15 protein-coding genes and 1 pseudogene are annotated in these 21821 nt (G+C 47.2%); 1 reads left to right on the top strand and 15 read right to left on the bottom strand.

The features are described 5' to 3' along the window. Positions 1–138: 138 nt before the first annotated feature. The 13 genes and pseudogenes from IDH41_RS26555 to IDH41_RS26500 form a co-directional block, all read right to left on the bottom strand. Positions 139–1026, bottom strand: a complete 888-nt coding sequence (locus IDH41_RS26555) for a glycosyltransferase (protein WP_190866591.1) — start codon at positions 1024–1026, stop codon at positions 139–141. Beyond that, complete coding sequence (locus IDH41_RS26550) at positions 1023–2069, bottom strand: glycosyltransferase family 4 protein (protein ID WP_190866589.1); 1047 nt, start codon at positions 2067–2069, stop codon at positions 1023–1025. The genes IDH41_RS26555 and IDH41_RS26550 overlap by 4 nt, the downstream gene beginning before the upstream one ends. Next, on the bottom strand, positions 2062–3435 hold the full coding sequence (locus tag IDH41_RS26545; protein WP_190866587.1) for a lipopolysaccharide biosynthesis protein: 1374 nt from the start codon (positions 3433–3435) through the stop codon (positions 2062–2064). Before IDH41_RS26545 ends, IDH41_RS26550 begins: the two co-directional genes overlap by 8 nt. Before the next feature lie 3 nt (positions 3436–3438). After that, entirely contained in the window at positions 3439–4683 is a 1245-nt protein-coding gene (locus IDH41_RS26540) for a glycosyltransferase family 4 protein (RefSeq protein WP_190866585.1), read from the bottom strand. Beyond that, positions 4680–6029 (bottom strand): O-antigen ligase family protein, encoded by a 1350-nt coding sequence (locus IDH41_RS26535; protein WP_190866583.1) that lies wholly within the window; start codon positions 6027–6029, stop codon positions 4680–4682. The genes IDH41_RS26540 and IDH41_RS26535 overlap by 4 nt, the downstream gene beginning before the upstream one ends. A 22-nt stretch (positions 6030–6051) precedes the next feature. Beyond that, positions 6052–7308, bottom strand: a complete 1257-nt coding sequence (locus IDH41_RS26530) for a glycosyltransferase family 4 protein (RefSeq protein WP_190866581.1) — start codon at positions 7306–7308, stop codon at positions 6052–6054. A gap of 12 nt (positions 7309–7320) precedes the next feature. Beyond that, positions 7321–7983 carry a sugar transferase gene (locus IDH41_RS26525; protein ID WP_190866579.1) on the bottom strand — a complete coding sequence of 221 codons (663 nt, stop codon included), beginning with the start codon at positions 7981–7983 and terminating at the stop codon, positions 7321–7323. A gap of 5 nt (positions 7984–7988) precedes the next feature. Then, a complete protein-coding gene (gene galU, locus IDH41_RS26520) occupies positions 7989–8891 on the bottom strand; it encodes a UTP--glucose-1-phosphate uridylyltransferase GalU (RefSeq protein ID WP_190866577.1) in 903 nt (300 codons plus the stop codon). A gap of 291 nt (positions 8892–9182) precedes the next feature. After that, complete coding sequence (locus tag IDH41_RS26515; RefSeq protein WP_190866575.1) at positions 9183–9875, bottom strand: CpsD/CapB family tyrosine-protein kinase; 693 nt, start codon at positions 9873–9875, stop codon at positions 9183–9185. Next, complete coding sequence (locus tag IDH41_RS26510) at positions 9856–10611, bottom strand: YveK family protein (RefSeq protein ID WP_190866573.1); 756 nt, start codon at positions 10609–10611, stop codon at positions 9856–9858. Before IDH41_RS26510 ends, IDH41_RS26515 begins: the two co-directional genes overlap by 20 nt. A gap of 149 nt (positions 10612–10760) precedes the next feature. Next, positions 10761–11060 carry a hypothetical protein gene (locus tag IDH41_RS26505; RefSeq protein WP_190866571.1) on the bottom strand — a complete coding sequence of 100 codons (300 nt, stop codon included), beginning with the start codon at positions 11058–11060 and terminating at the stop codon, positions 10761–10763. A 1042-nt stretch (positions 11061–12102) separates the two neighbouring features. Then, a pseudogene (locus IDH41_RS32305) lies at positions 12103–12215 on the bottom strand (transposase); the annotation flags it as partial. 190 nt (positions 12216–12405) lie between these two features. Beyond that, positions 12406–12684: a hypothetical protein gene (locus tag IDH41_RS26500; protein WP_190866569.1), complete on the bottom strand. Its 279-nt coding sequence runs from the start codon at positions 12682–12684 to the stop codon at positions 12406–12408. A 780-nt stretch (positions 12685–13464) separates the two neighbouring features. On the opposite strand from IDH41_RS26500, the gene IDH41_RS26495 reads away from it, so the two are divergent. Beyond that, complete coding sequence (locus tag IDH41_RS26495) at positions 13465–13968, top strand: hypothetical protein (RefSeq protein WP_190866567.1); 504 nt, start codon at positions 13465–13467, stop codon at positions 13966–13968. Positions 13969–14165: 197 nt separating this feature from the next. Here IDH41_RS26495 and IDH41_RS26490 read toward each other — a convergent pair whose 3' ends face one another. Then, positions 14166–20732, bottom strand: a complete 6567-nt coding sequence (locus IDH41_RS26490; RefSeq protein WP_190866565.1) for a S8 family serine peptidase — start codon at positions 20730–20732, stop codon at positions 14166–14168. 114 nt (positions 20733–20846) lie between these two features. Then, positions 20847–21821, bottom strand: a 975-nt coding sequence (locus IDH41_RS26485) for a fibronectin type III domain-containing protein (RefSeq protein WP_397328630.1), incomplete at its 5' end; no start/stop codon positions are given.

Raw genomic sequence — 21821 nt, 5'->3', positions numbered from 1 at the left:
CAATATCGCTGTCTGCATGACCGCGTAACGGGATCAGGGTTATAAGTAAACACAAGATTAGGATCAAATAAAAAATTGCGCGATGGTTTCTCTTTATGTTTGCTACCCACTCCACCACTTTGCTCCTCTCTCGTTTGTCTAGTTATAAGTTCGCAGAACGCCGCTGATTAAGCCGTTATTGTAAATAATTTTGCTAATATTGCGAAAGATCCGATGCTTATCGAAGAAGAAGACGACCGTGAGCACCAGAAACACCGGAACCTTCAATACGGATTTAACGAAAATGCCCGTTTTCCGCTCCGAGCTCACCGCGCTGCTCACGCCCTGCCAATAGATCCGGCGCAGCAGCCATTTGCGGCTGACCCTGCTGCGCGGTATTTTGTGCCGCACCCAGGCATGAGGGGTGTAATAGACGGTATAGCGGCTGCGAATTCGGTCAATGAGCTCGGCTTCCTCGCTCGAGAGCAGGTTGCTTCCCACTCTTCCCAAATCCTCGCGGAACGGCCTCAGCGTATCGAACACGGATTTGCGGAAAGCGACGTTGGCTCCGAACGGGATGGCCGGCTTTTTCATTTCCACGATTTCCTGCGAGTAGTCCAATATGGTATAGAGCGTGCGGTTTTCCGGCAGAAGCCAGGTCGGCTCCGCCCCTTCCCATGCCGGATCGATCTTGCCTCCGACGCAGCCGATCCGGGGATCGGACTCGAATACGGACACAATGCCTTCGATCCAGTTCTTGCAGGCCGCGGCATCGTCGTCCAGGAACAGGATGTAGTCGCCCTTCGCCTCGCGAATCGCGCGATTGCGGGCGACGGAGAGCCCCAGACGTTCCTCGTACACATAAATGATCGGAATGCTTGTCATCTGATTGACCTCTTGAACGACCTGCCTGGTGTTGTCGGTGGACCGGTTGTCGACCACGATGACCTCGTAAGCATCCGTAAAGCTTTGCTGCAGGAGACTGAGCAGCGCTTCCCTCACATCTTCAGCCCTGTTATGCGTGCAAATCGCTACCGTCGCTTTCATGCGTTCACCTCGTACCGTTTTGTTCCGGTGTAGACCTTGATCATTTTCCCGGCGATCCCTTGCCAGTCCAGCTCCGCCAGCTTCTTCGAAATATGCTTCTCGGCCTCGCTCATATTCATGTCTACCGACTTCGCCAGCGCCTTGCGCAATCCGTCCGGGTCGGCGGGATCGTACAAGATTCCGCAACCCTCGGCAACGTATTCGCTAAGCGAACCGAGCCTCGGCGCAACGACCGGCTTATAGTGGGAGAGCGCGAGAATCGCGCTTCCGGAAGTCGTAATCTGGTTATAGGGCAGCACCATGACATCGCCGGCCTTCAAGAAGTCGACCAGCTCGTGATCGTCCACGAAATGCGGATAAACCTTGATTCGGCCGTCGTTGATCGGATCGATGTAATCCAGGCTGTAACCGGCGTCTACTTTCCCCGCTATCAACAGGCCGGCCGACTCGAGCCCCGGCGACAGAAAAGCTTCGACCAGCTTCTCGACGCCTTTGTACGGATTGATCCGGCCGACGAACAGGAACAGGAACTGCTCCGGCGGGATGCCGAACCGCTTGCGGATATCCGTCCCTGTACCGACATAGGCATCCACGTAATGGCCGTGCGGCGTGACGATCAGCTTGTCGGCGCTTACCCCGAACGTCTCGGTCACTTCTTGCTTGACCGATTCGCTCATGACAAAGCCCCTGTTGCAGACGGCTAAAATAAACTTTCGCATGGTGTAATCCCATTTGCTTTTGCCCGTCGAATGCGGCCAAATGTTGTGAACGGTCCAAAACAGCCGTACGCCCCGCGCCTTCAAGAACAGAAGTAGTCCGGCAAATAACAGCGACTTGACGAGCGTTAACGGAAAATTGGACGCCTGATACGAGTAGCTGGGCCAATGCATATGGACGATGTCTCCCTTGGCAGGCTTAAGGGTGTTTTTTTTGTCGTAATGCTCCACCTGCAGACCGTTGTCTTCGATGGACTTCGTCAGCAGCTCGGAGTATTTGTTATGCGGGCTTGCTTTCGGCCACATGTAGACCGTAGGGTTACTCATCCATTCCACCTGCTCTTCCAACTCTTTTCATAATCTTTTTCTCTCTCAAACGGCCGATCAGGAAGCGGAAATCGTCCTTGTCGAACAGCATGCCGGCAAACCGCACCTTGAATGCGACCCGCATCGCGGCTATCGTAATGAGCATCCTCACCAGCGCGCCGACTAACAACGACAAGGCGATTCCGTTCAGCCCGTATAGGGGCGTGAAGATGAAGAATAGCCCGATCGTAATCGCAAGCGCGATAATTTGCCGGATCAGCACGAGGCCGGGACGACCCAGCGCGTTGAACGAAGCGGCCAGAATCCAAGAGCCGCCGCCGAGTATGCATTCGATCGAAAGCAGATAAAAGGCGGTGCTGGCCTCCAAAAATTCCTCGCCGAACAACAGGCCCATCAGAAATCTGCCGATGAACATGCTCGGCACGACCACGATCGTCATCAAAATAAGCGACAGCCGGAAAGCCCGGCCGACCGTCGAAATGATTTTATCCTTGTCCAGCCCCGTCAATTTCGGAAAGATGACGTTCGAGATCGCCATCTGAACCGTGTTGAACACGCGGGACAGCGCGTAAACGACGCTGTACAGACCGAAATCCCGCGGCGTGAGCAGCGATAAGATAATGATTTTGTCAAACTGCGAATACAACGTTCCGAGCAGCTCGACGCCGAACACCCGGCTGCCGTAACCGAACAGCGAACCGGCCGCCGCCTTGTCGACCATGCGCCTGAGCCAATCGATTCTAAGCTCGCCCCTGAGCTGGTACAAGGACCAAATCACGACGAGCAGCGTCGTGATCAGGTAGACGAGCGAGGCGGCGTGAATGCTCAGCACCCCGATCGCAAAGAGCGCGGCGATCCCCGCCAAATTAAAGAGCGGGACGAACAGCCTTACGCCGTTGTACGTTCGGAAGTTATCCGAGCTTTGCGCCAGCGCCGCGATCAGATTGACCGCCAGCAGCAGCGGCAGCGTCAGCACGGTGTACCACTTCGCGGTCTGAATGACCTCCGCGGAATAGTTGCCCAGCCATACCGGGAGATAGATCCATGAAACGACGCCGACAACGATGCTCACCGCGAGCTGGAACAGAAATCCCGCCCTGATGTATTCCGCTCCTTTGCCGGCATTCCGCTTCATGTTGTAAATGAGGGAAGTGGGAAGTCCGAAGCCGACAATTCCGACCAGGAAGGTCGGCCAGAACAAAATCGCCGAAAACTCCCCTTTGCCCTCTACGCCGAACATTCTCGCCGTAACGATGGAGGTGATCGTCGTAATGACCATCACCAAAAAATTGGTCGCGCTCGTTCGCATAATCGTCTGAACGAGGCCGTTCCCGTTTAACAGTTTTCGGATTGCCAATTGTGCCATAGACTACCTTCCCGCGCCGGCCTTCATGTTTTTCCCGGAAAACGTCTTCTCCGATTGTGCATGGCCGGATTGCCCGAGCATGACCGATTGATACAATTCCTTATGCTGTTCAAACAGCGATTGCTTGGTAAATTTGCGGCTGTGCTCCAGGCATTGGTTTTGAATCGTTTGTTTCTCTTCGGCCGAGTAGCGGTAATAGTCCATCAGCTTGTCTTGGATCGCCCCCGAACTGCCCGGCGCGAACAGAAATCCGCGGTTCATGACGACGTCGGGGATTCCGCCTACAGCCGAGGCGTATACGGGCGTCCCGACTTGATAGGATTCGATAATGACCCGCCCGAACGGCTCTTCCCAGATCGAGGGAACGACGGTTACGTCCACCTTGGCCATGAGCTCCCGCGCTTCGGCCGGCTTCACTTTGCCGGTGAACACGATGCGTCCGTCATCACCGCAAGCTGCAGAGAGCTCTTCCTTCAGCTTGCCTTCGCCGCATACATAGAGCCGCTCCACCTTCTCTTTCGGCAGCGAGCGGACGGCATCGACGATTTCGTTGACGCCCTTCTCCTGCTCGATTCTGCCGAAATAACCGACGCGCAGCGGCTTGCGTGCGAAATCCTTCTCGCCCGCGGCGATCTCGCCCTCCACCGCGTTCGGAATGACCAGATGCTCCGCATTCGGGAACAAGCCCGATTCCGTATGCCGGTTTAAAATATGCGAGGATATGCCGACCACCGCGGATACCCGCTTGCTGAACGCAAGGGAAGGCAGCTTGTACAACCTCGCCAATAACGGACTCTCTATAGGCGAGCTGACGGGCGAGATAAGCGAATAATCCCGCAGCGTATGCACGATCGGCACGCCCGCTTTGTGGAAAGCCGACCAGATCCCGGCCCCGAACCCGGACAGATTTTGCGTATGGACGAGATCCGGCCGTATTTGCGTGAGCAGGCGCGATACGGTCCCGATTTGCATCGGATTATACATATCGACAAGCCTGCGGGCTACCTTATGCAGCGTGCCCCGGCCTTCCCCGTCGCCAATCCAATACAAATTGTTGTAGGGGAGGCGATGAACCGTAACCCCGTTAATCCGCTCCGACGAGATGCCGGCGCTACCCTTCTGTCCGCCCGTCGTGAACACATGCACGTCGGCCGCCGAACTAAGCGTCTCGGCCAAAATTTGCGTCGATATTTCCGCGCCGCCGATAATATGCGGAGTGTACAAGCTGTTTACGATTACGATCTTCATGCCTTTCGTCTCCATTCGCTATAGATAGGTCTAACGGGCGGCATCAGGCCTTTTGCCCGAACGGGAGCGCGTACGGGAAGGCCGGTACGCGAGGCTTCCGTTTCGAACCCACCCCCGCGGATGAACCCGAACAACAACCAGAAATCCAGAAAAGCATAGGAATCAAAATTCATAACGAGCGCGATGCATAACGCAAACGCGAATTTCGAATACGGATTTGCCCCGCAGCTGCGAAAAATCGAAACTAGAAACCCTCCGAATAGGATAACCCCGATAAGGCCTTCCTCAGCGAACACCTTCGACACCAGATTTCTCGACGTGGCCGCATCGGGCTTATTAAACACAAGATCGTACACTTCGGTGAACTTCAATCCGCTGCTGAAATGCTGCTGTAGAAGGGAGGCAAATTCCGTATAATAAAAACCGCCGCCTACTCCGAAAATCGGATGTCTGGCAAATTCCAGAAAACCGATGGCCGGAAACACCGTCCGAATAAAAAACGAATTGTCGTTATTGATCAATTGATTGAAATCGAACTGGAACCGCTGCGTAAAATAGCCGCTTATCCTGAACGTTTCGATCAGATAAGGCACGCCTACGACGACGACAAAGGCGCAGACCGCCAGAACGGCCAGCATCTTGCCCCGGTTCTTGTTCGTTGCCAGCACATAAATGACCAGTGCGGTCAGCAGCACCGAATAGGCGTAGGCCGAGAAGGACAGCACCATAAGCGACATCGTGGCGACGAACAGGAGCAGCTGCTTGCGGAAGCCCCGTTTGTACAGGAAAAACATGATCAGCCCGCCGCTCAGCATATGGATCGCCGCCCATGAAGGCTCGCCCGACAGCATCTGAATCCTTCTGAGGTACACCTTTTCCGCGAATAATCCCGTAAATACGCCGGAAAATCCGCTGCGGATAAAGAACGAATCGACGAGCTGCAGAAAACCGGCCGCGAGCGGAGGAATAAAACCGATCGCGATGCTTTTGGCGATGCCCTTCAAAACGTCCGGATCTTTCCTCGCTTGTTCGGCGACATATACCGTTACCCGGTACATCGACAGGCCGAACAGCAGCGTAACAATATGCGACGCGCTGCTGCCGATATCGCCGTTCGTCATGGCCGCGATCAAGGAATGCCCGATGCTGTACATCACGAAGAGGAGAAGAAACACATCCCCTTTCTTGAACCTGAAGTCGGTCAGCAGGAGCAAGACGGATGCAAGGAACATCGGAAACATCGATACCGGCCGGTAGACCGAGAAAGGGATATACGGCAAGCTGTCGTACGTCAAGAGCATCAAGGACAACAGGAATAGCGCAATGACAAGATTTCGGATAACCAACACCTGCTTTGGCGCAATCGCCTTACGATAAAATCAGCTCCAGGTTTTTGCGGGTTACGGAGCTGCTGAAATGACGGGTCACGTAACGGATCGAATTGCGCGAAACTTTTTCGTTAATCTCTTCGTTGTTCAATAACAGGAGCACGTTTTGCACCATCTCCTCATCCGTTTCGCAGACGAACAGATCCTCATGATTGATGGCGTTGATGCCTTCGCTGCCGATCGGATTCGTTACGACCGGAACGCCCCAAGACATCGCCTCGACGATCTTCGTTTTGATTCCCGTGCCGAACAGAAGCGGAGCGATCATTAAGGCGGCATCGCTCACGACCCGCTTCACGTTATCCACTTCGCCGGTTACGACAACTCCGGGATAGTCCTTCTGCAGCCTTAGCACTTCTGCGGTCGGGCTTTTGCCGATGATATAGAACGTTGCGTCGGGCGCCTTGCGCTTTATGCTTGGCCATATCTTCTCGCAGAAAAAAACGACCGCGGAGCTGTTGTGGGGAATGTCCATCTTCCCGACGAAGACGAGCTTGTTCCGGTCGTACAGGCGGGGATTCCCCGCCGCCAATCCCTCCGGGTCGAATCGCATCGGGATGCCGAGACAAGAGCGATGGCTGACGATTTGCCGGAACGTTTCCGCTTCTTTGGGCGATGTGAAGATCAAATGCTGGAAATGGCGGGCTGCATGCTTTTCGTACTTGTGCAGCAGCTTGCTCTCGAACGCGACGAGCCATTTTTGAATGAACTTCAAATTGGCAAACCGCCCCAGCCCGGATGGGAGCTTGTCCGAAAAGCCGCCGAATACGGACGGAATGTACTGAAACCATTGAAGCTGGCGTTCATAGCGCAGCGACAGCAGATCATCGTAGCTGAGCACTCGTTGCCCGGTTCCGTCCGCAACGTACTCCGCGACGCGAACCATATCGTAAAGAATGAAATCCGGCTGCTCTTCCTCGATTAACCGTTTGATCTGTCGATGCGTTCTCCGGGAGTAATAGACCGATACTTGAAGCGGCCACTTCCGCAAGAGCAAGGAATAGACCAGCGCGTTGAACAGCTTTTCGGCCATGCCCGGAAGCTCCAGACATTCAAGCCGGGAAATCGCATCCGGCCGGTCCTTCAAGTACTTCTTGTCGTCGACAAAGGACAAGTTCACGATCTGGCTTTCGGGATAAATGTCTTTGATTTGCTGAATGTATTGCTGAAGCAGGTTTTTTCTGCCGTCCGTATTCGGAAACGGCAGCCTATTCGTAATAAACATGATCTTTTTCATCCGTTTTCCGCCTTAGAAAGCATCTTTTGCCCCAAAGAGCACTCTGAATGTCTTGAGTATGATGATCAAGTCAAACACGACGCTCCGATTTTGAATATATTTCAAGTCCAGTTCGACCATTTCCTTAAAGCTCAATTCATTGCGGCCGCTTACCTGCCATAGACCCGTGCAGCCGGGTTTAACCGTCAAACGCAGCTTGTCGTAGTCGGTATATTCCGCGACTTCCCTGACAAGGGGAGGTCTCGGGCCGACCAGGGACATCTCGCCCCGAAGCACGTTGATCAGCTGCGGAAGCTCGTCAATGCTCGTCTTGCGGATGAACTTCCCGACCTTCGTAATGCGCGGATCGTTCTTCATCTTGAACATGGCGCCCTCGATTTCGTTCTGGGCGAGCAGCTCCTTCAGCTTTTCTTCCGCGTTGCTTACCATGGAGCGGAATTTATACATCCGGAACGGCTTCTCGTTCTTGCCGATTCTCGTTTGATAAAACAAGACGGAGCCTTTCGAATCCTCGACTTTGATCAGAACGGCAATGATAACGAACAACGGGCTGAGCAGAATCAAGCCTAGCAGCGAACCGGTTACGTCAATGGTTCTCTTCAATACCGAATTCAAGGAAAATCGATATTCGCTAGGCGTATTCAGTGCGACTTCTTCGCGGTACTGCGGTTGCATCGTCGTTATTCACCTCCTATTCCGATCAATTGCTTCCCGTGCTCCCTTTCCAACAATTCGCCAAGCTCGGTCAGGAGCTGATGGCGAAGTTCGTTATTCCGGAGCGCAAAATCGACGGTCGTCATAATAAAGCCGAGTCTTTCTCCCACGTCATAGCGCTTGCCTTGGAAATCGTAGGCGTAAACGCCTTGATCCACGTTCAGCTTCTGGATCGCGTCGGTCAGCTGAATTTCTCCGCCGGCGCCGATTTCCTGCTGGCCTAAGTATTCGAATATTTCCGGGGTAAGTACATAGCGGCCCATAATGGCCAAGTTGGACGGAGCTTGTCCCTTCGGCGGTTTCTCCACAAAACGTTTCACTTGATACAGGCGGCCCATCGTCTCGCCGGGATCGACAATTCCGTATCTGTCCGTCTGATCCGCATGAACGGCTTGCACGCCGATAACCGAACGCTGCGTGAGCTCGTACTGCTCGATCAGCTGCCGGGTGCAAGGCGTGCCGGCTTCTACGATATCGTCGCCGAGCAGAACGGCGAACGGCTCGTCCCCGATAAAATTGCGGGCGCACCATACGGCGTGGCCAAGCCCTTTCGCTTCTTTTTGCCTTATATAATGGAGGTTGACATTGGAGGATTTTCTTACTTTTTCCAAAATATCGAGCTTTCCTTTGTTCTCGAGCGTATACTCCAGCTCAAACGCGCTGTCAAAGTGGTCCTCGATCGCTCGCTTGCCTTTGCCCGTCACGACGATGATGTCTTCCACGCCCGATTCGATGGCCTCTTCTACGATGTATTGAATGGTGGGCTTATCAACGATAGGAAGCATTTCTTTCGGCATTGCTTTCGTCGCCGGCAAAAACCGGGTACCGAGTCCCGCAGCAGGAATAATGGCTTTTCTCACTTTTTTCAATTGACTTCACCCTATCCTCTATTTTTTTTTGATCGCATTTTATCGAGACGCTAAAAATGCGAGCTATGCTTTCCTTGTCCCTGAGAGCATAGCTCGGATTTTTAGTAAAAAATCCGAAGAAAAAAGCGTAATAATAAAACTGCCGGGGCATTTAACCCCCCCTCACGTCACGCCCTTGACGATTAACGTCTAAGGTCGATTGACCCACAGCATGACCGAGTGCCTCCGGTGATAGAGGTGCAGGAGACATTACCTTCCGTTCCAACTCAGCTATTGCTTGATGTAATGACGCTAAGCGTTGATGCCGGCTTTGTAGTAATAGGAATAGGAATCCGCTTGTTTGCGGCTAATGTTGTTGAGTACGGCGCCGATCAGATTGGCTTGTACATGCGCGAGGGAGGCCTTCGCTTTGAGCACGACCTCTTTCTTCACCTTCCCCGAGTCGATGACCAGAACGACGCCGTCGCTTTGCGCCGCAACGATTTGAGCGTCCGTAACGGACATGATCGCCGGGGTGTCGATAATGATAAGGTCGTAGGCATGCCTCAACGTCTCAAGCAGGCCGCCCATTTCCTTCGACGACAGCAGCTCCGACGGATTATGAGGCGTCGGGCCCGCGGCGAGAACCGACAGATTGTCCGTACTCGTCCGCTGGATGACCTCCTGCGGCTCCAGCCGGGTGGACAAGACGGTCGTCAAGCCTTTATGGTTGGACACGGAAAAGATGTAGTGCTGCGCCGGTTTTCGCAAATCCGCATCGATCACCAGCACCCGTTTGTTCGCTTGAGCGAATGTGACCGCCATATTGGCGCATGTCGTGCTTTTTCCTTCGCCCGGCTCAGACGAGGAGACCATAATGATTTGCGGTTTATCGTCGTTCGTCGCAAACTCGATGTTCGTCCGCAGCAGACGATACCCTTCGGAGATGGGCGAACCCGGATTTCGTTCCGTAATGAGATTCCATTTACGTGTCAAGCGAGACATTGCTACCCCTCCCTGTTCCTCGCGTCATCGTCGTCGTGGTGCCTCGTTCGGCGGCGTCGCTTTCTTTAAACCTCGGAATCGAGGTCAGCACCGGAACGCCAAGCAGCATCTCGACGTCTTCTTCGTTCTTGACCGTGTCATCCAAATGCTCCAGCAGGAAAGCGAGGCCTATGCCCGCCATCGCGGCCAGTATGAAGGCAACGGCAATGTTCATGATTGGATTCGGCGCCACCGGGCCGCGCTTCTCGGTCGGATCGGCCTGGTCCAATACGGAAACATTGTCGATTTTCATCAGCTCGGGAACCGATTTTTGAAAGACGGTCGCAACGGCGTTGACGATATTGGCCGCCTTCTCGTAGGAGTCCTCTCGTGCGGTAATGGTCATAATTTGCGTTTCGGATACCGAGCCTACGCTAACCTTGCCGCTGAGCTCGCTGTATGAGTTTGCAAGATCCGGATACTCGTTAAGCACTTTTTTCATCATGCTAGGCGTTTTTACGATCTCTTTGTAGGTTTTGATGAGCCCGATCGTGGAGGTAATGGAGCCTGCGTCTATGCTCGGAAGCAGCTCGGCGCTGTCCTTGAAGTCATTGACGATCAGCGTAGCGGAAGCCGTATACTGCGGTTTGATGAATAAGAAGGAGTAAATGCCTACGGCCGAACAAACGACGATAATCATAAGTGCAATTAATAGCAGCCTTCTTTTGACGATATTCCAATATTGTTTTAATTCCAACAAGGTCTCCTCCATTGCTCATTAAATCTTTCTTTTTTTCGACTCGTCCTGAATTATTCCTAATGAATACATATAGATAATTGTTATTCAAAACGAGAACTTCCGGGCATGAGAATGGCATAGAAGCGACCGCCTCCACCCTTTCTCCTTTACCCCGACGCCCCTACCTTCCATTTGTTCATAAATTCCTCTACCGTTCCTCCGTTAATGACATGCTCCACCATGTCTTCCGAGCCAGCCTCGTGACCCAATTTCTTTAGGAGCAGCGACACGACCTTCGCCATGTCTACGGTGTCGTTTCTTGGATAATAGCCGGTGTAAACAAGGAGGTCGGCGAGCGAACCGGCGTTCTGCAGCTTCTCCCCGCCTGCCAGTGAAGGATCTTCGGATAATATTTTCAAAAATTGCTTCAGCCTTACGCGCTTCTGCTCTTGATTCGAAACTTCCATAGACGAAATCCTCCATTTCCAAACTTACAATTTCCGTCCCCTCCGGTAAGTTCAGATTGCTACAAATCGACATTTAACACAACAATAATTAGGAAGTTTTAATATTAGTAAAAAATAATGTTTTTTTTGTGCCAAGCTTCAACTTTGAGATTAGTATGCCATAGATTATCGCAATTCTTGAGGGAATAAAGACATGTTGTCATTTAGCCTTTCCTTCTCATTTTGCAGACGGTTTTCATAAGAATTCGCTCCTAATTTAACCATTTAATATTTATTAACAAATCCGCTTTTGCGTGCGAAAATGATAATTTTGTCAGCTGAAAGCGCTTTATGTACTTTTATGGCCAATCCGCCTCCAGACTCATTCAGTATAGCTATAAACCGATTGCTGCCCTTGTTAAATAAAGGATGTTTCCGTTTCCAATTTTCTTCCGCTTTTCCAGTTATGCAAAAAAATCCATGCCTCGTCCGCCCGAAACGGGACTATTGGCCGATGTCCCGGAAATTGCTGACGCGACCGTGTCATTCGACATTATTTGCATCCGTCGGTAATAATCGCCGCCATTCATGAAAACGGTTTTTTTATATGAAAAAAAATAAAAATCGAGCTTTTTCATCCGAAAAAATAGCGCCGATTTCTAAAAACATCATTATTTCATTCCTTTAAACACGCTGCTGAGCCGAATCGACACCGCCCCTAGTATTTTTTTACCGGACCAAAGGACGAGAGCGGCCGGCGCAATGCGCCGGAGGAGGGGGCTTTTCGCGGGCATGTCCGCGAGCGGTTCGTCCCGGACGGCCGGGACGGCATTATTCTTGAAGTAGTCTTCCCATTCTTCGTCTGGGATCACTCTGCGCGCTTTCCGCGGACGAATGCCTCTTAGTATTGACACGTTCTCGAGAGAAAAGCCGCTTCTGAAGTCGCCGAGCAATATCTGCAAATTCAGCGATCTCTCCCAGGTGGATACCAGGAATCGATCGCCGCATAACTTAGAGTTTTTTTGTACTGCTACTTGACGGCGCAATGACCAAACAATAGGTCTTTATACTTTTGGATCACGGCTCCTCCAGCCAACCATCGCGACGTTGGTACGGCTGGAACAAATGAGTTTGAAACTCACTGATCCGATCCCGTGGGGCATGAAGATCCTCGACGTGTGTTGGGGATGAATAAAGACCGCCTCGTTAAGTTGGCGGTCTTTGTCGCTAACATCATGGTAATTTTTGTTGTCGATCGTCATGCTGAAATGACCAGATTAAAGGTTCACCACCACGAGTCGTTGTGATAAAGAAAATGACAAAGGTTTGTACAAACAATGTGGTGGTTTGAATAATAATCTCTCACTTAACTCTTCTTTTTTGGATATCTTCTAGGAGCAAGTTGACTCACATCCTTCTTCCACCAGAACTGATCTTCGAAATAGATATGACCTGCCCAGTGCTCTGTTGATTCGTGAAAAATCATGTCATCTTCCCTTGTTAAATCCAGACCTGACCAAAACTCACTTACTCGTCCCACCGCCTCTTCTTCTGTTATGTTATAAATTGAAGACATACACAATGCAATTTCCAGACAAAAAATTTCTGTTTCCAAATTAGTTTTAAAATCAAAATTTCCTTTCATTATAGTTCACTCCTATTTTTAAAATAGCCTCTCGGCATTCGCTGAGGCAGATGGGACAAGGGATTCCTCGAACCATCCATTTGCTTACCTCCTACTCCGGTAGCAGGTTTTTTCAATTAATTCCTTATTTCATTCGGGGAAAAATTCAAGAAAATTTTGGTCAAATTTCTAGCGCCTTTACCTCTGACAACATCCCCGGTGTCGGCACCTTCTACGACTTATTCAAACGCCTTTGGCTAGATGCGTCCAAGCACCTGAAGCCTCAGCAGTTGCCGAAGCGAAAACGCAAACCCAAAAAGGAAAAAAGGGCGAAAAAGCTCCGACAACTTCGACTGGACGAATTAAGCGTCTCGTGGAGTGGATTCTGCATCATTCACATCTGGAGACGGCGTTGCCAGCTGATCGTCTGTTTACCTTCTTCCAAGAGCAGATTCTTACCGTATCTGCTCAGCTTGGCTTACTCGTGGATCTCTCTGCGATGACCGTCGCAGGCGATGGGACAGCCCTTGTCACATCGGCGTATCCCCGAAGCAAACCGACTTGCAATTGTCGTGCCCTCGGCAAAGCTGAATGCAGCCATCTTCGTTTTTACTCCCAGCCCGACTGCAACTCGGGATGGGACAGCGCCAGAGAAAAGTACTTCAACGGATACCACCTATACATGATCTCTGCGGCGGACAGTAAACACGATTTCCGCTGTATCCCAGACTGCAGTCTGCCTCGCGGCATGATGCCGTCAGCCTGGTCGTCAGCTCGGCTGAATTCAAGCAACGATTCTCCTTGGGCACAGCAGACAAAATGCTCCTCGATGCTGCACACGATGCTGAGGCGATCTACCAGTTGCTTGACCACCAACACATCGAACCGTTCATCGATCTCAACAACCGGACCAAGAACAACATGGCCACAGCCAGCGACATTCAAATCTCTCCAGAAGGCATTCCGATCTGCCCGAGCGGCAACAAAATGAAGCCGAACGGTTTCGACAAATCTCAGAACCGTCGTAAATGGAGATGCTCGCCTTCCTGCAATTGTTCAAGCACGAAGTACGGCCGAACGTACCATACGCATAGCAGCGATAACCTCCGGTTGTTCCCGAAGACCGTTCGCGGTTCTGAGAAGTGGAAGCTCATCTACAAACGCCGCACATCCGTCGAACGCTCTAACAAGCAGGAGAAGATCGACTACAAACTGGAATCCGGTCGCCACCGTTCCACGATGATGTGGTACATGCGCCTCTACGGCATTATGATCTGCCAGCACATGGATGCCTGGTATGTTTAGCCAGAAAGACGAGTGGGACCAATTGAAGCCTTTAATTTGCCAGAAAGCCGCCTGATTTTTTTCGAAAATGTCCCTACAAAAATTGGCGAAGTCTGCCTATTTTTGAAACTGGTTTTCAACTTCCAAGTTTTCCAGCTCTCTACGCTCTCTCTTCCCAAATTTAGCTCTTCAGCCCAGCTCTAATTCCGAGTGGCTATTTAATAATACCTGGATCCAACATACCCTTCTAAGATTTGATCTGCTAAATCTTGATTGTGGATACTAATCTGTTGACCAGTAAAACTATAGAATTCTCTTTTTGTGGGTACTTTCGTAGTTACTCTTTTTCCATTTAAAACTGATCTCACCCTAGTGTAAGGATTAGTCAAATACATTCCCGATACATAATCATACTCATGATTACAGTCAGAATTCCTGCATTTATAAACGAACTCAGAAAGTTCTTTCAGATTTTTAAAAGTTTTACCGTTATAATCATCAAATACATCTTTATCTACTGCAAATGCCATAACAGCTCCGTTTCCATCGAACTTCCTTTGAACCCATTCTTCAGCTTGATTTGCATTTGTTGTTACATAAAATCCTTGTCCAAAATCAAGATTTACTCTTCCAGCAGTTAGGTCTATACCAGCTAGAATGGAGTCAACTGATTCATTATTTGTAGCGTGATAAAGAATAATATCATCATTTTTTCTTTTCTTGTTTCCTACAGTTTCTGCGGTAGCAATAGAAGTTGCAGCAATTTTAAAACCAACTTCCAGTGCATCTTTTAAATACTTTACCGCTGGTGGAGGAAAGTACCACGGAATAAGTGGTAATCCGCCGCCACTTCCTTCAGCTAATTGTTTATTTCCTGAAGGATCAGTATATCTCAATGGGTTATTGCTTACATACGTATACAAATTCAAACTTAGAGGATTACTAATCTTCCCCTCATACGTATCCTCATTAATAAACCTTGCAATTTTCGGATCGTACCAACGTGCTCTTAAATACTGAAGATCTACACTGTCATCCCAATATTCACCTGAGTAACGGAATGGATTATCAACGGTTTCAGATGCTGTTAATGGTTTGCCCCAAATATCGTAGGTGTATTGATTTTGTAGACTTCCCTGCATATCACGCAATTCAACTACATCACCATGGCCATTCATTAAGAATGAGGAACGACTGGAATTCCCTCCATCAATTTGCTCTAGCAAACCAAGACCATATATATAGGTTGCCTTTTCTGAAACAACTCCATCTTGAACAACACCTTCAGCTACAATCCGGTCATTACTCCAATAGTATCGAATTGTCTCACCATTCTCACTTCGCTCAACCATACGGTCGTCACCGTTATACTTATAGGTAATAACCCCTTCGCTAGTTGTTACTTTCGTAAGACGGTTCCAATCATCATATTCATAGTATGCCTCTTCTAAATCTGGCAAAGCATCCGAGACTATTGTTTCTCTGTTGCCCTTTACATCATACTCATAAGTCTCATTATATTGAGTATTTGTCTCTACACGCCCCAATGCATCGTAACTAAAATCATGTGTCGTCTCGTTCTCTGAACGTTGCGTAATGTTTCCAGTTAAATCGAAGCTGTAGGAATAAGAATTCAAAACCGTTCCATCCTGTTTCTTATGCTGCATTTGGGTCATTAGCAGTCCATCGAATGTGAATTCTGATGATATTCCATTAGCATATTCGATCTTGTCAATTTTATCATTTTTTAAATAAGAATAGGAGGCGCTTTGTTGTGAATCCGCCATCACCGTTTGCATCCGATTGACATTATCATACTTATACGATGTTAAGTGTGAGAAAGGCCCTGCCGTTGAAGTTAAGTTACCACTTCCATCATACGTGTACGAGATCTCTTTATTATCTGGATAAGTCTGTCCAGTTAATTCACCGGTACTTTCATCATACGAGTACGAAGTTGTCCCGGTTTGGTCTGTCATTGATTTCCTCAGACCGTCCACTGTATACGTGTAAGATATCGTCTCACTTGGACTAATGCGGTTTGTCAGTCTATTCCGAGTATCATATGAATAGGTAAACGTAATCCCTTTGCGATCAACAAACTTATTCATATTGCCTGCAGCATCATAATAAATTTTTTTGATCTTACCAAGTTGGTCGGTTTGTGACTGTAAACGACCTAGCTCATCATATCGTTTTAACACTTTACTTCCATCTGGATACACAAGCGCTGTCAAATTTCCGAATTGGTCGTATTGATAAGAGGTGGTTTCTTGTTTCGCATTTGTTACGCTCGTCAATTGACCAAGCGAGTCATATGAATTATTCGTGATATGATTCAATGCATCTTGTGTAGAAATAACCCTCCCAAGTTCGTCATAAGAATACGATTGAGCTGTATAGTATGCTCCATTTTTTTGCAACTGAGTGAATAGCAGTCTTCCAAATTGATCGTACTTGTTTAATGTTGCATTCCCTTCTTCATCAGTTGCAATGTTAGTATATGATAACTCATCATAACTAATAGTGCTGAACGTACCATCAGGATTAGTCGCTTTTACTGACCTGTCCCAGTTATCATATGCATACAAAGTGCGGTTTCCTGTTGATTCTTCTACCCAAATATTCCGATTCAGAGAATCATAACCCGCTTTGGACTTCGAAACATAAATTCCATTTTCATAGATTCCTGCTTCTATTTGAAGTCCGACAGCATTAAATTTTGTAACCGATTTTTTGTTTGCCTCGTTCGTTGTTGTAACTTGGTTATTAATATCATCATATACTACCGAAATAGTAGTCTGATCGGGGTTCGTCACCTGAATAGTCCGACCAAGTTTATCTATGGAATAAGAAGTTAAATTCCCTCTTCCATCTCTAAAACTTTTCATTTCACCGGTTAACGTATCGTATGTCGCTTCGGTATCGCTGGTTTGAGCAACTCCGTCTGCATCCGTATACGAATAAGATGCCTTAACAGGAAATGCCGATAAATTATCATAGGTGAATGTTACCAGTGCAATACGATCTGTGCCATGCTGTTTCGTTTGTTTGATGTTACCGAATGTATCGTAATCATATGTGTTTCTACGCAATAATGTACCCGAAGCATGGTTATCACGCACCACATAGTCGGTGATATCACCTTGCAAATTACGGACTAGCTGAATGTAAAGGCTCTTGCCAACTCCAGCAGGCGTTTTGGAGGATGTTAGCAAATGGGAAGTCCCATCATACTCATAGGTCGACTGATTTCCTAATGGATCCGTTTCGCTAATGAGGTTCCCCCACGTATCATATTGTGCGGAAGTTGTAACTTTTGTAGATTGTCCTGTACCTGATACAAAATAATTTGTTGTCGAAATTGGTAATGGATTACGATTTGCTTCATCATACGTATGTTCCGTAACTCGCTTCAATGCCAGATCTGATGCTTCAATCTTTGTGTTATAGAACATCGGCGCTGTTGTATCGTCAATATAATCTTTCCTATACGTGTAGATAGACTCAACTGGTCCTCGCATAAGTTTCGTCGTAAATGTAAAGTCTTGATTATATGAGCTCCCCATGTCATGCGGATAAAGGAAAGCAGCTCGATTGAATTCTTCTGTAGTGCTATCACTATAGGTGATACTATCCTTTCGAACTGCAATCCGATAAGCTTCATTAACTGAATTGGAACTGGTGTACCGTTTTACTGGTGCCCCCTCATACTCATATATGGTTTTTGCTCCAGTCGGATGCGTTACTCCTGTTAACAGAGCATACGGATTACTTGTAACCGGATTTGAACCTAACAGGTTAAAACTCGCATTTGCAATATGGTAATCGTAAGTCGTCACACGATTCATCGGATCTATGACTTGAGTCAGCAATTCTTTGTTGTTTTGAACAGTTTTCTTATAAACAACTTGTCGATCGCCTAGTGTTAGCGTTACTTGATCAGAAGTATATCCTATAGTAATTTCATTACCAATCGCGTCAGTAATAGAAGTTAGAACTTTACCATACGGGCTCACATTAGCGTACTTGAATTGAGTACGATTGTTGTACGCATCAGATATTTGCAACAATAATCCATCTGAACTGAAATATTGTTTCTCACCTGCACGAAACTTCAAGGCATATGCTGACTGTGTACCGTTAACAGTAACTGTCGTATCTGAAACTAATCGAATATCCTTATAAAGATAACCTTTAAGTGTTTGGTTCTCGACTTTATAAGTCCCGTCTCCTGCAAAATGTACGTAGGTCCCTCTGTCAAACGTTAAGTACGGAATATTCCAAGACCAGCCTTTCCCAATCGGGAACTTCTTCTCTTCTTTCGCATCAACTAAACGGTTAACATAATAATAACTATTTCTCGGCTCTGTATGAATGCTTTTACCTTGAATAGTTCTAGTGATTGCAATTTGCACATCATTTGGATTGCCGCTCGGATACGTTGAGAAATCTGCTGCACCCACTGTTACACTTTGCATCGCAGTATTTGCCTGGTTTTGAGTAGCATACGGTCCTAAGTATCTGCTATACGTTCCATTTCCAATTACATCCACGGAGCTGGATGATGTTTTATAAAGGGTGTAAGAAGTTACTCTATATCTGTCATATGCTGCACAGTCAGATCTATCGATAATGGTCGGGTTGGCCGATAGACTATTCGAGGCAGCGTCTCTTGCAGCTTGTGTATTATAAGAAGACGATCCATGGCCGATGTTCGAATCGCTGACTGTCGTAATAAAACGACCATCGGAACATGCATACTTGTTTGCAACTTGCCTTTGATAGTAAGAAAGATAATAGGTTGTCTTCCAATATCTCTCGCTGCCGCTAATTATGACGTAATAGTCATTGACCGTACTCGATACCGTATCTACGTCCATATCGTAAAATTGTGAGTTATTGGAATCATAAGTGCGTGTAAGCGTAAAGCCGTTCCCATTTCTACCCGGAAGCGATAAGTCTGATTCAGAAACTGAAAGCGAACCTGAAAGCGTCGAAACACTCTCATTCTCCAAACTTACCCGATAAGGCGCCTCTCCAGTTTCCAACTTTAGCATATCCAGATTAGGTACCTCTGGATCAGGAGGAGCGGAAGAAGCACTAAATACGTTGGCTGTCTTCAAATCAAGACTTCCAACATCAGATTTAATTTCGCTTTCTGCTTTTTCAGATTCATTGACTTGTGTTTTTTTGTTTTTTTCTAAAGATCCGCTTAAGGTTGTGCTCTTCCTTTCTTGTTTTTGTTGGCGAATCGCTGTCTCAACTTCCTCTAATGTAAAGCCTTTATCTAGCTGAACTTGAATTTCTGCTACTGAAACTCCCCATTCATTCGCAATTACATCAATATTACGCGTCACGGTCGATTCATTTTCTTGCTGCTTTTCTTTAGATTCGAGTTTATCCAGCTTACGTTGAATACGCTCGGACAACTCACGCTGAGATGCATCTGGACGATTCTGTTCTTGTTCTTCCTCTGCTTGCTTTATAACGTTTTCTGTTTTTTTACCAGTGAGTTCGTACTCTTTTTTCTCTTTCTTCTTTTTTTCTTCCCGCTCTTTCTTAGCTCGCTCTCTTTTCTTCGCTTTGTCTTCCTGCTTGACTATTTCTTGTTTGATCCATTCATTTTCTTCTTCCTCAGACATTAATGTATTGTCTGTTTGGTCTACTTGATGCGTAAATTGAGCTAGACCGTTTCCATACTCAGAGACATCTCCAATTGGCATGGCTGAAGTGTTTAACAGTTCCCGCACTTCCATATTCGAAATTCCTTGAAATGCCTGTAAATACAATGCTGCTATGGCAGAAACATTTGCAGTAGATGAAGAAGTGCCGCTTTTTAAGACTGTCTTCCCATTTGAATCTAAACCCGCGACGTCTACACCAGATGCCATAAGTTCCAGTTCAGTACCAATATTTGAAAAGGAAGCCCGGATATGTTTTTGATCGACCGCTCCTACAGCAATGACAGAATGAAATCTCGCTGGATAATCAATTAAACTATCGCTATCATTACCAGCAGCTGCGACTAAGAGTACACCATTGTCATACGCATACTTCATCGCATCCGCAAGAGCGTTCGAATAAACATCAGCCCCGAAGCTCATGTTTACGATATCCATATTGTTGTCTACAGCCCATTCAATGGCTTCAATAACTTGGCTATAAGTACCTTGTGCATTATCATCTAACACTTTTACGGAGTAGAGTTCTGCTCCCACAGCAATCCCCTGAAATTCCGATGTTTTGCCTGAAATAAGACTGGCAATATAGGTACCATGACCATTATTATCATTGTATTCTTTGGTACCCTCAACAAATGAAGCACCGCCTGCGACATGAATTGAATCATTAGCCGTAATTCCTGTATCAAACACAGCTATTTTTATCCCTGTTCCATCAATACCTTTGGCTTGTGCCTCACGATTTCCAACAGACGCAACATTCTCTTTTGGTTCTGATTCAATAATAGGCTCGCTCGTAACGTCGGTTGTAGGTAGCTGAATCACCGTATCTTCTTCAATGTATTCCACTGTATTAGACTTAATTAGTTGAAGCAACTCAGATTCTGTGAGTTCAACAGAGGCTAAAGGAGCATGCTTATACTTTTTTTTAAGTTTTTTCCCTTTTAGTTCTTTATCTACATTGACTTTGTCGATAAATTTCACGATAAAATCTCTTTTGCCATTATCCTTATCTTTCTTCTCTGCAAACGCAGTTAGATCAAAACTAGTAAATAGCAATACAAATAGAACTATTAATGAAATTACACGTTTATTTTTCAAAAAAAAGTCTCCTTTTGTAGAATTTTTCCCAAGATTAGTCCGTTTCGTCGCTCTGAAAATACACCTTAGGATGATTTAGTTTAATCATCCTAAGGCTTGATGAAAATTAACGTTCTATGTTTCTTCCCTTCTTATTTGAATTAAATTCCCATTGGAATCATACGTATACAAAATCCTTGTACCATCACTATAACTGATTGATTCCAATTGATTTTTTTCGTTATAGCGATAAGTAGCTTTATTAATATAACTGAACTCTACAGCGTCAATATAGATTGTTCCAGCTCCGCCATTTCCTGTTGCTCTAAGCGCAATATTTATAGTAGCGCTTCTTGCTTCTTCAGGCACAATACCTGAAGCTGTTAGAAGTACATACCCTCCGGTTCCTGTTGTTCTTTCTAATGCAATCCCATCTATCCAGTCGCCATTCTCGTCAGCAAAATCAATGTAATATACGAACTTACTGTTTGCTATTGACTCAACATATACATTAGATTTAAACGTGAATGGAAGATTGGGTTGAACCTCTACCTCCTGGCTAACCTTGATTCTGTCTGCATTAGGAATGCCATACCCTTGAACTTTCTGAGCAGTTTGCCCATTAATTACAGGTGCGTGAACTAATTTCAAGTCAGCAACAGCGCCATTTCTTACGCTTGAGCTCCAATATGATCCAACACCATTTAACTGACTATACTCCTCAAAACCGCCATTACTAACCAAGTTCGCACCGAATGTGGCTGCTTTAAAGTCAACTAGTTCTGAATAATTTCCTGCATCATCAAATGCTCTAATTGAGAACTTATACCAACTCCGAGCTAATAGATTATTTGCTGTATAACTACTATTTGTAGTTGTACCCAAAAAATTATCGTTTAGATATATTTCATAACCTAGAACCTCATTATTATCTGTTGACATATCCCAGTTAAACTGAATTTTACTTGATGTATTTTTGATAGTTCTAAATCCTTTTGGTGCCGTAGGCGCTTCAAAGTCTTCCTCTCCGTAGTAGAGCGTTACACCATCTACATAGACCGTTCCTCCACCATTATCTCCGGTGGATCGAAGCGTAAGATTGAGCGTTCC

The organism is Paenibacillus arenilitoris, assembly GCF_014705655.1.
GTDB lineage: Bacteria > Bacillota > Bacilli > Paenibacillales > Paenibacillaceae > Pristimantibacillus > Pristimantibacillus arenilitoris.
Note: the sequence above shows the minus strand (reverse complement) of the source record. Positions and strands in the feature narration are given on the sequence as shown.